The 14,095-nt window shown below is 60.0% G+C and carries 13 protein-coding genes and 1 pseudogene; 13 read left to right on the top strand and 1 reads right to left on the bottom strand.

Features of this window, described 5'->3' with window-relative positions; translation table 11 throughout:
- From RGAI101_RS07570 to ggt, 13 genes and pseudogenes are all read left to right on the top strand, one after another.
- Nucleotides 1-245: pseudogene (locus RGAI101_RS07570) on the top strand (phosphate/phosphite/phosphonate ABC transporter substrate-binding protein); the annotation flags it as partial.
- Nucleotides 246-312: 67 nt separating this feature from the next.
- Nucleotides 313-1,104, top strand: a complete 792-nt coding sequence (gene phnC, locus RGAI101_RS07565) for a phosphonate ABC transporter ATP-binding protein (RefSeq protein ID WP_008229440.1) — start codon at nt 313-315, stop codon at nt 1,102-1,104.
- Nucleotides 1,101-1,910: a phosphonate ABC transporter, permease protein PhnE gene (gene phnE / locus RGAI101_RS07560; RefSeq protein WP_008227587.1), complete on the top strand. Its 810-nt coding sequence runs from the start codon at nt 1,101-1,103 to the stop codon at nt 1,908-1,910. The genes phnC and phnE (RGAI101_RS07560) overlap by 4 nt, the downstream gene beginning before the upstream one ends.
- Nucleotides 1,910-2,725, top strand: a complete 816-nt coding sequence (gene phnE / locus RGAI101_RS07555; RefSeq protein WP_008227517.1) for a phosphonate ABC transporter, permease protein PhnE — start codon at nt 1,910-1,912, stop codon at nt 2,723-2,725. The genes phnE (RGAI101_RS07560) and phnE (RGAI101_RS07555) overlap by 1 nt, the downstream gene beginning before the upstream one ends.
- Nucleotides 2,722-3,615: an HAD-IIA family hydrolase gene (locus tag RGAI101_RS07550; RefSeq protein ID WP_037227677.1), complete on the top strand. Its 894-nt coding sequence runs from the start codon at nt 2,722-2,724 to the stop codon at nt 3,613-3,615. The genes phnE (RGAI101_RS07555) and RGAI101_RS07550 overlap by 4 nt, the downstream gene beginning before the upstream one ends.
- Nucleotides 3,616-4,210: 595 nt before the next feature.
- A complete protein-coding gene (locus tag RGAI101_RS07545; RefSeq protein WP_008225050.1) occupies nt 4,211-5,305 on the top strand; it encodes a TRAP transporter substrate-binding protein in 1,095 nt (364 codons plus the stop codon).
- Nucleotides 5,306-5,413: 108 nt separating this feature from the next.
- The gene (locus RGAI101_RS07540; protein ID WP_008229110.1) at nt 5,414-6,004 is read left to right on the top strand and encodes a TRAP transporter small permease subunit; all 591 of its coding nucleotides are present in this window, start codon (nt 5,414-5,416) and stop codon (nt 6,002-6,004) included.
- 30 nt (nt 6,005-6,034) lie between these two features.
- Nucleotides 6,035-7,402, top strand: a complete 1,368-nt coding sequence (locus RGAI101_RS07535) for a TRAP transporter large permease (RefSeq protein WP_008227775.1) — start codon at nt 6,035-6,037, stop codon at nt 7,400-7,402.
- Nucleotides 7,399-8,739, top strand: coding sequence for an amidase (locus tag RGAI101_RS07530; RefSeq protein ID WP_008227576.1), 1,341 nt, complete (start codon nt 7,399-7,401; stop codon nt 8,737-8,739). Before RGAI101_RS07535 ends, RGAI101_RS07530 begins: the two co-directional genes overlap by 4 nt.
- 16 nt (nt 8,740-8,755) lie before the next feature.
- Nucleotides 8,756-8,950, top strand: a complete 195-nt coding sequence (locus RGAI101_RS07525; protein ID WP_037227674.1) for a hypothetical protein — start codon at nt 8,756-8,758, stop codon at nt 8,948-8,950.
- The gene (locus tag RGAI101_RS07520; protein ID WP_008229210.1) at nt 8,947-9,918 is read left to right on the top strand and encodes a 2-hydroxyacid dehydrogenase; all 972 of its coding nucleotides are present in this window, start codon (nt 8,947-8,949) and stop codon (nt 9,916-9,918) included. The genes RGAI101_RS07525 and RGAI101_RS07520 overlap by 4 nt, the downstream gene beginning before the upstream one ends.
- 123 nt (nt 9,919-10,041) lie before the next feature.
- Complete coding sequence (locus RGAI101_RS07515) at nt 10,042-11,202, top strand: lytic murein transglycosylase (RefSeq protein WP_008226653.1); 1,161 nt, start codon at nt 10,042-10,044, stop codon at nt 11,200-11,202.
- 85 nt (nt 11,203-11,287) lie between these two features.
- The gene (ggt, locus tag RGAI101_RS07510; RefSeq protein WP_008228770.1) at nt 11,288-13,015 is read left to right on the top strand and encodes a gamma-glutamyltransferase; all 1,728 of its coding nucleotides are present in this window, start codon (nt 11,288-11,290) and stop codon (nt 13,013-13,015) included.
- A 4-nt stretch (nt 13,016-13,019) separates the two neighbouring features.
- Here ggt and RGAI101_RS07505 read toward each other — a convergent pair whose 3' ends face one another.
- Nucleotides 13,020-14,045: a glycosyltransferase family 2 protein gene (locus RGAI101_RS07505; RefSeq protein WP_008227929.1), complete on the bottom strand. Its 1,026-nt coding sequence runs from the start codon at nt 14,043-14,045 to the stop codon at nt 13,020-13,022.
- Nucleotides 14,046-14,095 lie beyond the last annotated feature (50 nt).

The raw sequence follows: 14,095 nt of genomic DNA, 5'->3' as shown, positions 1-14,095 counted from the left end.
TCGTGACGATCTATAAATCGCAGACCTTTCCGACCACGGGTTTTGGCACGGCGCATAACCTGACACCTGATCTCAAGGAAAAGATCCGCAACGCGTTCTTCAACTTTGAATGGGAAGGCACGTCGCTTCAGGCCGAATTCGAGAAATCGAACGAGGGCCAGTTCCTGCCGATGACCTACAAGGAATTCTGGGAAGTGATCCGCAAGATCGATACCGCAAACGGCGTCAGCTACACCTGCGAGTAACGACTGATCTGGCGGGTCTTCGGGCCCGCCATTTCCAATAATGACAACTGGGGTGGGGGGCGCTTTCATGCTGCGGCTTGAGAAGCTTGTTAAGACATATAAAACCGGTGACCAGGCCTTGAAGGCCGTGGAACTGAACGTGCCAGAGGGGCAGGTGCTGGCGCTGATCGGGCCATCGGGGGCGGGGAAATCCACGCTGATCCGGTGTATCAACCGGCTGGTCGAACCGACATCGGGCAGGATCTATCTGGGCGATGTGGAACTGACGGGGCTGTCCCAGGGCAATCTGCGCCGTGAACGCCGCAGGATGGGGATGATTTTTCAGGAATATGCTTTGGTTGAACGGCTGAGCGTGATGGAAAACGTGCTTTCCGGGCGCTTGGGCTATGTCGGGTTCTGGCGCAGCTTCTTGCGGCGTTTTCCGCAAAAGGACGTGGACGAGGCGTTCCGCCTGCTGGACCGCGTCGGCCTTGCCCATATGGCCGACAAGCGCGCGGATGAGCTGTCTGGCGGCCAGCGGCAACGCGTCGGTATTTGCCGCGCGCTGATCCAAAATCCGGCCTTGCTGCTGGTCGATGAACCCACCGCGTCGCTGGACCCCAAGACGTCGCGCCAGATCATGCGCCTGATTTGCGAGCTGTGCAAAGAACGCGGGTTGGCCGCGATCATTAACATTCACGACGTCGCCCTGGCGCAGATGTTCGTGCAACGCGTCATCGGCCTGCGCTTTGGGGCAGTCGAATTCGACGGACCTCCCGACGGGCTGACCCCCGATGTGCTGACAACGATCTACGGCGAGGAAGACTGGGAAGCGACAATCGCGCCGGTCGACGAGGACGAAGTCGAGGCCGCGGAATGAGCGAGCTGCACACCCTGATCGGCAAGCCGTGGCGCAAACCGTCCTTTATCAAGCGACCATGGCTGAGATGGGCCCTGATGCTGGGCTTCGCGGCCTATCTGATCGCAGCCTACATGACGATCGACGTAAACTGGTCTCGGGTCTACGAAGGGCTGGAGCGCGGGAAAAAGTTCATTCTGGCCTTCACCAGCCCCGATTTCACCACGCGGTCGTCCGACATTTACGCCGGCATGGTGGAAAGCATCATCATGACCATCGCATCGTCTGTGGTGGGCATCGCGATTTCGATACCCATTGCCTTGGGGGCGGCGCGCAACATTGCGCCCTTGCCGATTTATCTGATCTGCCGGTCGATCATCGCCATCAGCCGCGCGTTGCAGGAAATCATCGTGGCGATCCTGCTGGTGGCGATCTTCGGCTTTGGTCCCTTGGCCGGTTTTCTGACGCTCAGTTTCGCGACCATCGGGTTCCTGTCCAAATTGCTGGCCGAAGGCATCGAAAGCATGGACAAGGTGCAGGCCGAAGCGATCAAGGCGTCGGGGGCCAGATGGACGCAGTGGATCAATTACGGGGTCCAGCCGCAGGTGATGCCGCGTCTGATCGGCCTCAGCATCTACCGGCTTGATATCAACTTTCGCGAAAGTGCGATCTTGGGCCTGGTGGGCGCGGGCGGCATCGGTGCCACGCTGAACACGGCGTTCGACCGTTATGAATACGACACGGCGGCCGCGATCCTGATGATCATCATTCTTATCGTCATGGCCTTGGAATACCTGTCCGGGGTGATCAGGGCGAGGGTGCAATAATGCCAGTAGAGGAAATTAAGGGCCAAAAGATCTGGCAACGCCGCTCGGGCCGCGAAAGCCTTGCGCATTGGGTGATGTGGCTGATCGGCGTCGCGGTCTTTGCCTATTGCTGGCAGCAGATTTCAGCCTCGACCACATGGTTCTTCGTTTGGGATGCGCCGCGCATCGCCGATGACATCTGGACCCGCGCGACGCCGCCGCGATGGGAATATATCACCCAGTTGGGTAAACCTATCTGGGACACGCTGAACATCGCCACGCTGGGCACGATCTTTTCGCTGATCCTTGCCGTTCCCGTTGCCTTTCTGGCGGCGCATAATACCACGCCGTCGCGGTTTTTCATTCGTCCCATCGCGCTGCTGATCATCGTGTCGACGCGGTCGATCAATTCGCTGATCTGGGCCTTGTTGCTGATCGCGATCATTGGCCCCGGTGTCTTCGCGGGTGTGATCGCGATTGCAATCCGTTCGATCGGCTTCTGCGCCAAGCTGTTGTACGAGGCGATCGAGGAGATTGATCAGACACAGGTTGAGGCGATCACGGCAACGGGCGCGTCACGCTGGCAGGTCATGGCCTATGGCATCGTCCCGCAAATCCTGCCCGCCTTTGCAGGCATCGCGGTGTTCCGCTGGGACATCAATATTCGGGAATCGACGGTTCTGGGACTGGTCGGAGCAGGCGGCATTGGGTTGCAGTTGTCATCGTCGCTGAACGTGCTCGCCTGGCCACAGGTGTCGCTGATCTTGCTGGTGATTTTGGCGGCCGTCGTCATTTCGGAATGGGTTTCCGCCAAAGTACGCGGCGCGATCATATGAACCTGCAAGAGGCGTTTGCCAGCTACGAGCGGGTGCGCCACCGGCTGCCTGCGTCCACATCCGGCGCGCCTTGCACGCGGTTGCCGGACCTTGATGCGCTTGCCGATAAGATGGACATTTTCCTGCTCGACGCTTTTGGAGTTCTCAATATCGGCGACACCGCGATTCCGGGCGTGCCAGACCGGATCGCGGGCCTTCAGAACGCCGGCAAGCGGGTCATGATCGTGTCAAACGCGGCCGGATTTCCCCATGCCCGGCTGATGGAGAAATACAAGAACCTCGGATATCATTTTGCGCCCGAGGACGTAATCACCAGCCGCAAGGCCACGCTTCATGCGCTGCACAATGCCCCGCCGTTGAAATGGGGGCTGATGGCGACCCAAAGCCTTGGCCGCGGGGATATTGAGCCGTTCGATATGGTCTATCTTGCGGAAGATGCCGCTGACTATGATGCTGCGGATGCGTTTGTGCTGTTGGGCAGTGCGGTGTGGACGGAAACGCGCCAGGCGTTGCTGGAAGCCTCGCTAAGACACGCGCCGCGCCCGGTCTATGTCGGCAATCCCGACATCGTGGCCCCGCGCGAAGACGGGTTTTCCATCGAACCGGGGCATTTCGCACACCGGTTGGCGGACCAGACCGGAATCGAGCCGCAGTTCTTCGGTAAGCCCTTCGGAAACATCTTTGATCTGGCCTTTGCGCAGATCGACAAGGTCGATCTTGGCCGCACGGTGATGGTCGGAGACAGCCTTCATACGGATATTCTGGGGGGGCAGGCGGCCGGGGTGAAGACAGCCTTGATCGCCGGATACGGTTTCTTTTCGGGCCATGATGTGGACGGGCCCATTCAGACATCAGGTATCCAGCCTGATTACATCTTGCAGCGCCCCTGACCGCAAGCGCAGGGCCACAGATCAAAGCGCTTGGAGAGCGGTAGCGCTAACGTGCAGACAGCAAGATACATATTCATATTTTTTGATTCGTTACCTTTGCGCATTGTTTCCGCTAACGTCTTCGAACCCTTACGAAATCTTAAAAAATTGACCCAGCGTCGTGCGCCGCCAAGCGGCATGAACAATGTTTAATGACCTTTGCGACGGGTCGAATTCGGACCTGGCCGGGGCGATTTTCCGGCACCTTCATATGCAGTGCTTCCCGGGGTCGAATGTGCCTGATCAGGGTAGAAAAAACAGGTGAAACGCCTGATTTCCTAGCGATTTGGGCCGGGCGTTGCCCCAGCAAAAAGCATGCATTCAAGGCGGAATAATTTCCCGAAATTGCGGCGCATCAAAGGCTGCCGTCAAAAAGAAGCCCTTGCCTATAAAACTGTAACCAATAACATTGCCCTTGGGTAATGTTGTGCTGCGTTCTGTGATCCGGGGGGAGAGCCGGGATCGAAAGTCACAGAAACGGCTGAACGGGACCTGTAAAATTGAATGCGGACCGCTCGACCGAGAGGCCACCGCATCGAATTCCTTGGGAGGAAATATGACAAACTCTATCAATCGCAGAAAGTTTCTGCGCGGTTCGGCTGTTGCCGGTGCCGCAGCGCTGGCGACGCCCGCACTAGCGGAAAGCCACGGCACGACGATCAAGATGCAAGCGGCCTGGGGCGGCGGCATCTTTCTTGAGAACGCGCAGTCCTTTGCCGCACGGGTCAATGAGATGTCCGGCGGATCGCTGACCATCGAAGTCCTGTCGGTGGACGCGGTCGTGAAAACAAGCCAGATGCAAGACGCGGTCCATCGCGGTGTTCTGGATGCGGCGCACTATGTGTCAGCCTACTGGTACGGCAAGTCGAAATCCGCGTCGCTGTTCGGCACCGGCCCTTGCTTTGGCTGGTCGAGCCAGGAAATGCTGGGCTGGATCCACGCAGGTGGCGGTCAGGAACTGTTTGACGAACTGATGGGCGAACTGCGGTTGAACGTGGTTTCCTTCTTCAACTCGCCAATGCCTGCACAGCCGCTTGGCTGGTTCCAGAAGCAGATCACCGATGCGTCCGAGATGAAGGGCCTCAAGTACCGCACCGTCGGTCTGGCCGCTGACGTCATGCTGGAAATGGGCATGTCCGTCGTGCAGCTTCCGGGCGGTGAAATCCAGCCTGCGATGAAATCCGGCCTGATTGACGCGGCCGAATTCAACAACCCGACGTCTGACCGTGACTTCGGGATGCAGGACGTGTCCAAGGAATACATGCTGGCGTCGTATCACCAAAGCCAGGAATGCTTTGAGATCACGATCAACAAGGACAAGTTCAATTCGCTGTCCGATGAGCACAAGGCCATCATCAAGAACGCCTCGATGGCTGAAAACTCCGGCTTCTACTGGGGCAACACCAAGCGGTATTCGGACGATCTGATCAAGCTGCAGGAAGCGGACGGCGTCAATGTGCACCGCACACCAGATTCCGTCATGCAGGCGCAGCTGGTTGCGTGGGACGTGGTTGCGAACCGCATCGCGGAAGAAGATCCGTTCTTTGCCAAGGTGATGGAATCGCAGAAGGTCTATGCCAAGGAAGTCATGGGCTATCTCAACCTGAACCAGCCTAACTACCAGATGGCTTACGACCACTACTTCGGCTGATCGTCACACCATGAACAAAGATGTCCGGGTACCAGATCGGTGCCCGGACATCCTATGACTGCAAGCGAGAACACCGTTCCGCTGATCTGTTAAGGGAGCAACAGACACATGAAATTCGTACATGCCATTGAAGGTCTCAGTCTTTGGGTGGGGCGCGCCTTTGGGTGGTGCATTCTGATCCTGACGCTGTCGGTGTCCTACGAGGTCTTCGTACGCTACGTGCTCAATGCGCCGACGGTCTGGTCGTTCGACATGATGGTCCAGATGTATGGCGCGCTGTTCTTGATGTGCGGGGCCTATGCGCTGGCGCAAGATACGCATGTGCGCGCCGACGTCCTGTACCGTCTGTTTCCGGTCCGGGTTCAGGCGGTGCTGGATTTCGTGCTCTACTTCCTGTTCTTCTTCCCCGGCATCCTTGCGCTGGTCTGGTACGGCTACGAGATCGCCTCGGACAGCTGGCGCTACAAGGAGGTCAGCTTCAACAGTCCGGCCAGCATTCAGATCTACTTTTTCAAGTCCCTGATCCCGTTGTCCGGCGCGCTCTTGATGATCCAGGGCTTTGCCGAACTGGTTCGCTGCGTGATGGCCATGCGCACCGGTATCTGGCCCGAACGCCTGGCGGACGTGAAAGAGACCGAAGACCTTCTGACCGAAGCCGATCTTGATCAGATCAGCGCCATGGCCCCAGCCCGCAAATAAGCTATTCAGCGCTTCACGAAAGAAAAAAAGATGTCAAATCCCGAAGTCGCCCTGGTGATGCTTGGACTGTTCATTGTCTTTGTCTTGCTTGGTTTCCCGATTGCCTTCACCCTTCTCGCGATGGGGGTGGGCTTTGGTTATTACGCCTATTACCAAGGGCACCCTATCGAAACATTCTCGGATATTTTTAACAATAATATCTTCTATCTGGTGAACCAGAACACCTATTCCGTGATGGAGAACCCGACCCTTGTGGCGATCCCGCTGTTCTTGTTCATGGGGTATGTGGTGGAACGCGCCAACATCGTGGACAAGCTGTTCTTCTCGCTTTACATGGCCGCGCGCAACCTGCCGGGCAGCCTTGCCATCGCGGCGCTGCTGACCTGCGCGGTATTCTCGACCGCGTCCGGGATCGTCGGTGCGGTCGTGACGCTGATGGGCCTGCTGGCTTTCCCCGCGATGGCCAATGCCAACTACAACAAAAGCTTTGCATCCGGTGTCATCTGTGCCGGCGGTACGCTGGGGATCCTAATCCCGCCGTCGATCATGCTGATCGTCTATGCCGCGATCGCCGATCTTTCGCCCCTGCGCCTGTATGCGGCGGCGGTGTTCCCGGGGCTTTTGCTGGCGGGTCTTTATATCGTCTACGTAATCGTGCGCGTCTGGATGAACCCGGCGCTGGCCCCCAAGCCGTCGATGAAAGATGTGCCGCCGCCCAAAGAAATCTATATGGACCTGCTGCTGAGCTTCGTGCCGCTGACCGTTCTGATCGCGCTTGTTCTGGGGTCCATTCTGGGCGGCCTTGCGACGCCTGCGGAAGCGGCCGCGATGGGGGCCTTGGGGGGGATGGTGCTCGCCGTGCTCTACCGGTCGATGAGCTGGACAAAACTGAAGGAAAGCGTGTTCCTGACCGCCAAGGCGACGGCAATGGTCTGTTGGCTTTTCGTCGGGTCCTGGACTTTCGCATCGGTGTTTTCCTACCTCGGGGGGCATGACCTGATCGCGCAATGGGTCGGCGGTATGGACCTTGAGCCTTGGCAGTTCCTCATTCTGGCGCAGGTCATCATCTTCTTGCTGGGCTGGCCGCTCGAGTGGTCGGAAATCCTGATCATCTTCGTGCCGATCTTCCTGCCCCTGCTCGAAGTCTTTGGCGTGAACCCCTATTTCTTCGCCATGCTGATCGCCTTGAACCTGCAAACGTCCTTCCTGACACCGCCCATGGCCATGTCGGCCTATTATCTGAAGGGCGTGTTGAAGAACCAGATCGAACTGATGGAGATCTTCCGGGGCATCATGCCGTATCTGGGGATCGTGATCCTGACGATGTGTCTGATGTATTTGTTCCCCGGCATCGCGCTGTGGTTCCCCGACTATCTGTTCGGTGAATACATCCCATGATCAAGGACGCATATAAACTGACCGCAACCGAGGCGCTGGCACTTTGCGCCTCGGGCAAGCTGACCTCGGTCGAGCTGGTGAAATCCTGCCTTGCGCAGATCACCGCGACGGATGATGCGATCCGGGCCTGGGCCTATCTTGATCAAGAGGCGGCGATCGCGCAGGCGCAGGAATGTGACCGCATCCGCAGGGCGGGGATGACGATTGGCGCTTTGCACGGGATTCCCGTGGGTCTCAAGGATATCATCGACACCGCAGACATGCCGACCGCGCGCGGCACGCCGATCTTTGCGGGTCGGCAGACCGACCACGATGCGCGTCTTGTCGAACTTCTGCGCGGTGCCGGGGCGGTGATCATGGGCAAGACCGTGACGACCGAAATGGCATTCGTGCACGCCAACGATACGCGCAACCCGCACAACCCCGATCACAGCCCCGGCGGGTCATCCAGCGGGTCGGCGGCGGCTGTCGGGGCGCATCACGTTCCGCTTGCCATCGGCACGCAAACCAACGGCTCCGTGATCCGGCCTGCGTCGTTTTGCGGGACTTTCGGGTTCAAACCGACACGCGGGGTCGTGTCGCGCACAGGGCTGCTGCAAACATCGGTCTCGCTGGATCAGGTGGGCTGCTTTGGCCGCAGCCTTGCGGATGTGGCGCTGCTGACCGATGTGATCGGGGGCTATGACGGCAGCGATGCGACCAGCTTTGCCCGCCCACGCCCCGACATGTCCGCAGGGGCCGCCGAGGATGCGCCGGTCACGCCGGAACTTGTCTGGTTCGACCTGCCTTTCAATGACCGCCTGTCAGCCGATGCCCAAGAGGGGCTGGAGGCCGTGCTGGAAATTCTGGATCCGCAAGTGACCCGGATGGAGCCGGCCGACACCCTGTCGAACCTTGTCGCCGTGCAGGCGCGTATCCACGAATACGAGATCTGCCAACATCAAGCCGAGGTGTTCGAAGGGCACTGGGACCAGATCAGCGAAACGCTGAAGCCCGTGATCACGCGTGGCAACCAGATCACCCGCGCCGAATACGAAGATGCGCTGGCCGTCAAAGCCTCGGCCGAGGCGTTCTTTGACAACTTCTTTGTTGAATTCGACGCCATCATCGCGCCCTCGGCAGCAGGCGAGGCCCCGAAATTCGGGGCAGGCACGGGCGATCCGATTTTCTGCACGCTTTGGACGCTGGCAGGATTGCCCTGCATCAGCCTGCCCTTGCTCGTCGGGGAAACCGGGCTGCCGATCGGCGTGCAGTTGATCGGTCCTGCCGAGAAAGACAACCGCCTGCTGCGCACGGCGCGCTGGCTGCAAACCCAACTGGCTGACGCAGCCGAATAAGGGAAAGGACACTCATATGTCATACGCAACTAAATTGGTGGTGGGGTTCATCGGGACGGCGATCCTGTGCATCTTCATCGGCGGCCTGTCCAAAAGCATCTCGACCGGTTTTGCGGGCTTCGTCGGGGGGGCACCCTTCATGATCATCGGCTTTGTCGTCTGCGCGATGGCCGTCTATGATTTCTGGGATGAATGTGTCCGCAAGAAATGAGCGAAGTCGACCGTAAACCCCGCCTTTGGATCACCCGCCGCCTGTCTGACGCCACGTTGGAACGGGCCGCGCGCGATTATGATGTCGTAATCAACTACGACGACCAGCCCGGCACCGCCGACCAGTTGATTGCGGCCAGCGCGGATTTCGATGCCATCATCCCGTGCCATTCCGAACATTTCAGCGCCGATGTCGTCGCGCAATTCGCGGACCGGCTCAGGATCGTTGCGAACCATTCTGTGGGGGTCGACCACTGCGATCTGCCTGCCTTGAAAAAGCGCGGCATCGTCGTGACCAACACACCCGATGTGCTGTCCGATGCCACGGCCGAACTTGCCATGCTGCTGATGCTGGGGGCCGCGCGCAACGCGGTCGCGGGTGACCGCATCGTGCGCACCGGCGCATGGGACAGCTGGTCACCGGCCTTCATGGTCGGCAAGCAGGTCACGGGCGCACGGCTGGGCATCATCGGTATGGGCCGTGTGGGCCGCGCATTTGCCGCCAAGGCGCGCGGGTTCGATATGGAAATTCACTACTACAACCGCTCGGAACTGCCTGCGGATCAGGCCAAGGATGCAATTTATCATGACAGCGTCGAAAGCTTGCTTGAGGTCGCGGACTTCCTGTCGCTGCATTGTCCTGCCACGCCCGAGACGACAAACCTGATGAACCAGGAACGATTTGCCCTGCTGCCGCCGGGGGCCGTTATCGTCAACACCGCACGCGGTGCCCTGGTAGACGAGGCCGCCTTGCTGGACGCGCTTGAAAAGGGTCAGATATCCGCCGCAGGGCTGGATTGCTTCCAGACCGAACCGGGCGGCAATCCTGCGTTTTCGGCACATGACAACATCTTCATGCTGCCCCACATCGGCAGTGCCACCCGCAAGACCCGCGATGCCATGGGGTTTCGGGCGCTCGACAATCTGGACGCGTTCTTTGGCGGTCAGACGCCGGGGGATCAGCTTTAACTCCGCTGGGGGGCAATCAACGCAATCTCGGCAAAGCTTTGCCGCCCTGCAAGTGCCCCTTTGCGCCCCCGCTGGCATGAGGTAACCTGCTTCAAAGCGGCAGGCAAAAAGGGCGCGAGCAGTATGAGTATTTCACGTAGAGGTTTCACGATCGGGTTGGCGGCACTGGGGCTGTCGGCCTGCGACAGCGCTGGCAGGGGGCAGGTTTTCGCCTCGCGCAGCGACGGCGCGTTGCCGGATGATCTGCGACCGCAGTCAAACGGGGCCTATGATGCGTGGGTCGCGGCGTTCAAGCCCCGCGCGCGCGCACAAGGCATATCGGACAGCACCTTGCGGCGGGGGTTTGCTGGTGCGGGGTATCTGCCCGGTGTCGTCAAACGGGACCGCAACCAGACCGAATTCAGCCGAACGCTTGAGGATTATCTGGCCATCGCAGCGTCCGAGGAACGGGTGTCAAAGGGCCGTGCGGCCTTTGCGCGTCACCGCGATACCTTGCGCCAGATCGAAGCGCGCTACGGCGTTGCAGCCGAAGTTGTGACTGCCGTTTGGGGGCTGGAAAGCTTTTACGGCGAAAGGCGCGGCAACGTGCCGGTGATCTCGGCGACCTCGACGCTGGCCTTTGATGGCAGACGCGGCGCGTTTTTTGAAAAGCAGCTGATCGCGGCGCTGAAAATTCTTGAGCGTGGGGATGTTTCGGCCTCCGGTCTGACCGGAAGCTGGGCAGGGGCGATGGGGCACACACAGTTTATCCCGACCTCGTACCAAGCCTTTGCCGTTGATTTCAACGGCGATGGCCGCCGCGATATCTGGTCTGAGAATCCTGCGGACTCATTGGCTTCGACCGCTGCGTATCTGGCGAAATCCGGCTGGCAGTCGGGCCAGAAATGGGGCGGCGAAATGGGGACGCCTGCGGCTGGCTCCGCGACACCCGTTTCCGTGCTGCAACCCGATGCAGGCGGTCCGCGCTTTGCCGTGTTCCGCAATTTCCAAGCGATCAAACGCTATAATAATTCGGATAATTACGCGATTGGCGTGGGGCATTTGTCGGACCGGATTGCGGGTGGCGGACCGATCCAGGCCAAGTTTGGCCCTGACAGATACGGCCTGACGATTGATGATCGCAAGGCGCTTCAACAGCGGTTGACCGCGCGCGGCTTTGATACCGACGGCACCGATGGCGTGATTGGCCCGAACAGCCGCAAGGCGATCGCAGCCTATCAGCAAAGCGTCGGTCTGAGCGCGACAGGCGATCCGTCGCGCGCCTTGCTTGACAGGTTGTCGTAGGACATACGCCGGTCGATCGAAACTTCGGTTGCAACTGCCAAGGGGTGGTCGGATACTTGCCTTTGAAACATGAAGGTTGATCCATATGACCGCCCCGAACCTCCGTCTGCGCGATTGGCGCAGCACTGCCAAGACCGTCTTTGACTGCGAGAAAAGCCCTGCATCTGGCGATCAGGGCATGGTGGTGACCAACCACCCGCTGGCCACCGCCGCCGGAACCGAGATGCTGGCGGCGGGGGGCAATGCCGTTGACGCCGCGATTGCCGCCTTGTTCACCCTGTCGGTGGTCGAACCGATGATGGTCGGCATCTTCGGCGGCGGTGTCGCGCACATCCGGATGAAGGACGGCGACCATGTGGTGCTGGACGGGTTGAGTGCCGCGCCCTTGTCAGCGTCTGCGGATACCTTTCAGACCATTGCTGACAGCGGGCCGGATTACATGAAGGTTGCGGGCCGCGAGACCGAAATCGGGCCCAAGGCGGTCGCGACCCCGGGCAACTTGCGGGGCTGGTGTGATTCATTGGAAAGCTTCGGGACCTTGCCGCTTGACCATGTCATGGCCCCGGCGATCCGCCATGCCGAACAGGGCTTTGCCGTAACGCCGTATCTGGCCAATTGCATCGCAGAAGCCGCCGCCGAACTGGCACAGGACCCCGAGATTGCCCGCCATCTGCTGCCCGGTGGGGTGCCTCTTTTGGCCGGGCAAAGGCTGGTGATGGCGGATTACGCCAGAACCTTGCGCGCCATCGCCCAAGACGGCCCCGAGGTATTTTATGACGGTCCTCTTGGCCAAGCCGTTACAGATCACATGGCGCGTGTCGGCGGGTTGATCACGGCGGATGATCTGGCCGCTGTCCGCACCATCACCCGTGCCCCGATCAGGGGCAGCTATCGCGGATATACTCTTTATGGGCCACCGCCCCCCTCGGCGGGTGGGGTGCATGTGCTCCAGATGCTCAATATCCTCGAAGGCTTTGACATCGGCGCGATGGGCTACGGATCACCGGAGGCGACGCATCTGCTGGGCGAGGTGCTCAAGATCGCATTTGCCGACCGTGCTGCCGCGACGGCGGACCCTGCTTTTGTGGATGTTCCTGTCGCGCAGTTGATTGCCAAGGACTATGCCGCGCAGCGTCGCGGTATGATCGACTTGGACCGGACCCAGGACTGGCAGGCCGGGGTTGCGCCGGCGCTGCCGGGTGAATCTGCCAACACCACCCATGTCAGTGTGGCCGATGCCGCGGGCAATATCGTGGCGACCACGCAAACCATCAACGGGCTGTTCGGTGCGCGCTTTATGATCCCCGGAACGGGAATTATTCCCAACAATTACATGTGCCTGTTCGATCCGCATCCGGGCCACGCGCTGTCGATCGCGCCGGGCAAGCGCGTGACAACGTCGATGGCCCCGACGATCGTGATGCGCGGCGATGCACCGGCCTTTGCGATTGGCCTGCCGGGCGGGTTGCGGATTTTCGGGTCGGTCATGCAGGCGCTGGTCAATCTGATCGACCATGGCATGATCTTGCAAGAAGCCGTCGAAGCGCCGCGCCTGTGGACCCAAGGCCAAGAGATCGAAGTCGAGGAGGGCTATGGCGACGCCTGCCGGGATGCGTTGCGATCGAAAGGCTGGCAGGTCTTGAATGTGCCGCATGTGGGCGGCGGCATGGCGGGGATCGAATTTGGGCCGCAAGGGTCCAAGGCGGGTGCTGCCTGTTGGCGCGCGGATGGCACAGCGATGGCGATGGGGGGCGGATATGCCCGCGCGGGTACCCGGTTTTGGCCTGACGCACCGAAACCACAGCCGTCCTAAGGGATCAGCTTTGCCCAGCCTGTCTGTGGCGCGCCAGATGGGCGCGTGCCTGATCGGCTGACGGGGGCGTGCTGCTGCCCAGCAAGATCAGATGCCAGTAGACCTGCACTTCGGCGGGGTCGTTCATCAAGGCGGCAAAGGCCGCGCGGTGCCAGCGGACCGCATGGTCATGGGCATCCTGCACGGGCTTGATCGTCCGCAGATTTGCAATCTCGTGTCTGGTCGCGTCCAGCATCGGGTCGATCATGTGATCCTCGACGCTGTTGAAATTCCGCTCTGCCCAGTAATGCAGATCCAGGGTTTTCGCCGTCCGGTTCGGTAAGCCGCGCCCGCGCTTGACCATGAATTCCGCAGCCGAACGCAGTGAATAATGGTGCAGCCGCGCGCGGGCAGGGGCTTGCATCAGGCCGAACAGATTGATTCGGCTATCGTTTTGCGCAAACTCGGCCGTTGCCTGTGCGACCCCGCCAAGGTTCCATTCGCCTGGACCTTTGCCTTTGTTTTTCGGGCGATGCACGCCAAGCTTTTGGAAACGTTCCGGCCGAAAAAGCGTCTTGAAGAAATTGCCAGCAGGCAGAAAGAACGGATCGGGCGCGCACCTTGTAAAACGCTCTGGCGTCAGGCGATCTTCGAAGTCTTCCCGCCCCGCCGCGCCGAAAAATCGCCAAGGCAGCGCGATGGCATCGGTGTTTGTGGGGACCGAGGCGATCAGATCGCCGAAACTCAGCAACGGGGCCTCAAGGCTGAGAAATTCATCGCAATCGAAAAAGATTACCCAGTCGGCGGTCTGCATCAGCGGGTGCCCGTCGGCCAGCCGCATCGCCTGCCATTGGACGGATTTGCCGGGCTCTGGCATGAAAGGCACATGGGTCACGCCGGGGATCAGATCCAACAACGCGTCCGTGCCATCGTCACAATCATGGGTAAAGATCAGGAACGCATCGACGCCGGCGGCACGGTGATGGGCGATCCACTCGAGGCAATAGGGCCCTTCGTTTCGCATGCAGGTGATGGCAAGAATGCGGGTCACGCGTGGGGGAACCTTGTCGGAAAAAGGGTTGCGTTGCGTATTTGACTCTC

Source organism: Roseobacter sp. GAI101 (genome assembly GCF_000156335.1).
Taxonomy (GTDB): Bacteria; Pseudomonadota; Alphaproteobacteria; order Rhodobacterales; family Rhodobacteraceae; genus Sulfitobacter.
This window is presented reverse-complemented; position numbering and strand designations above follow the sequence as displayed.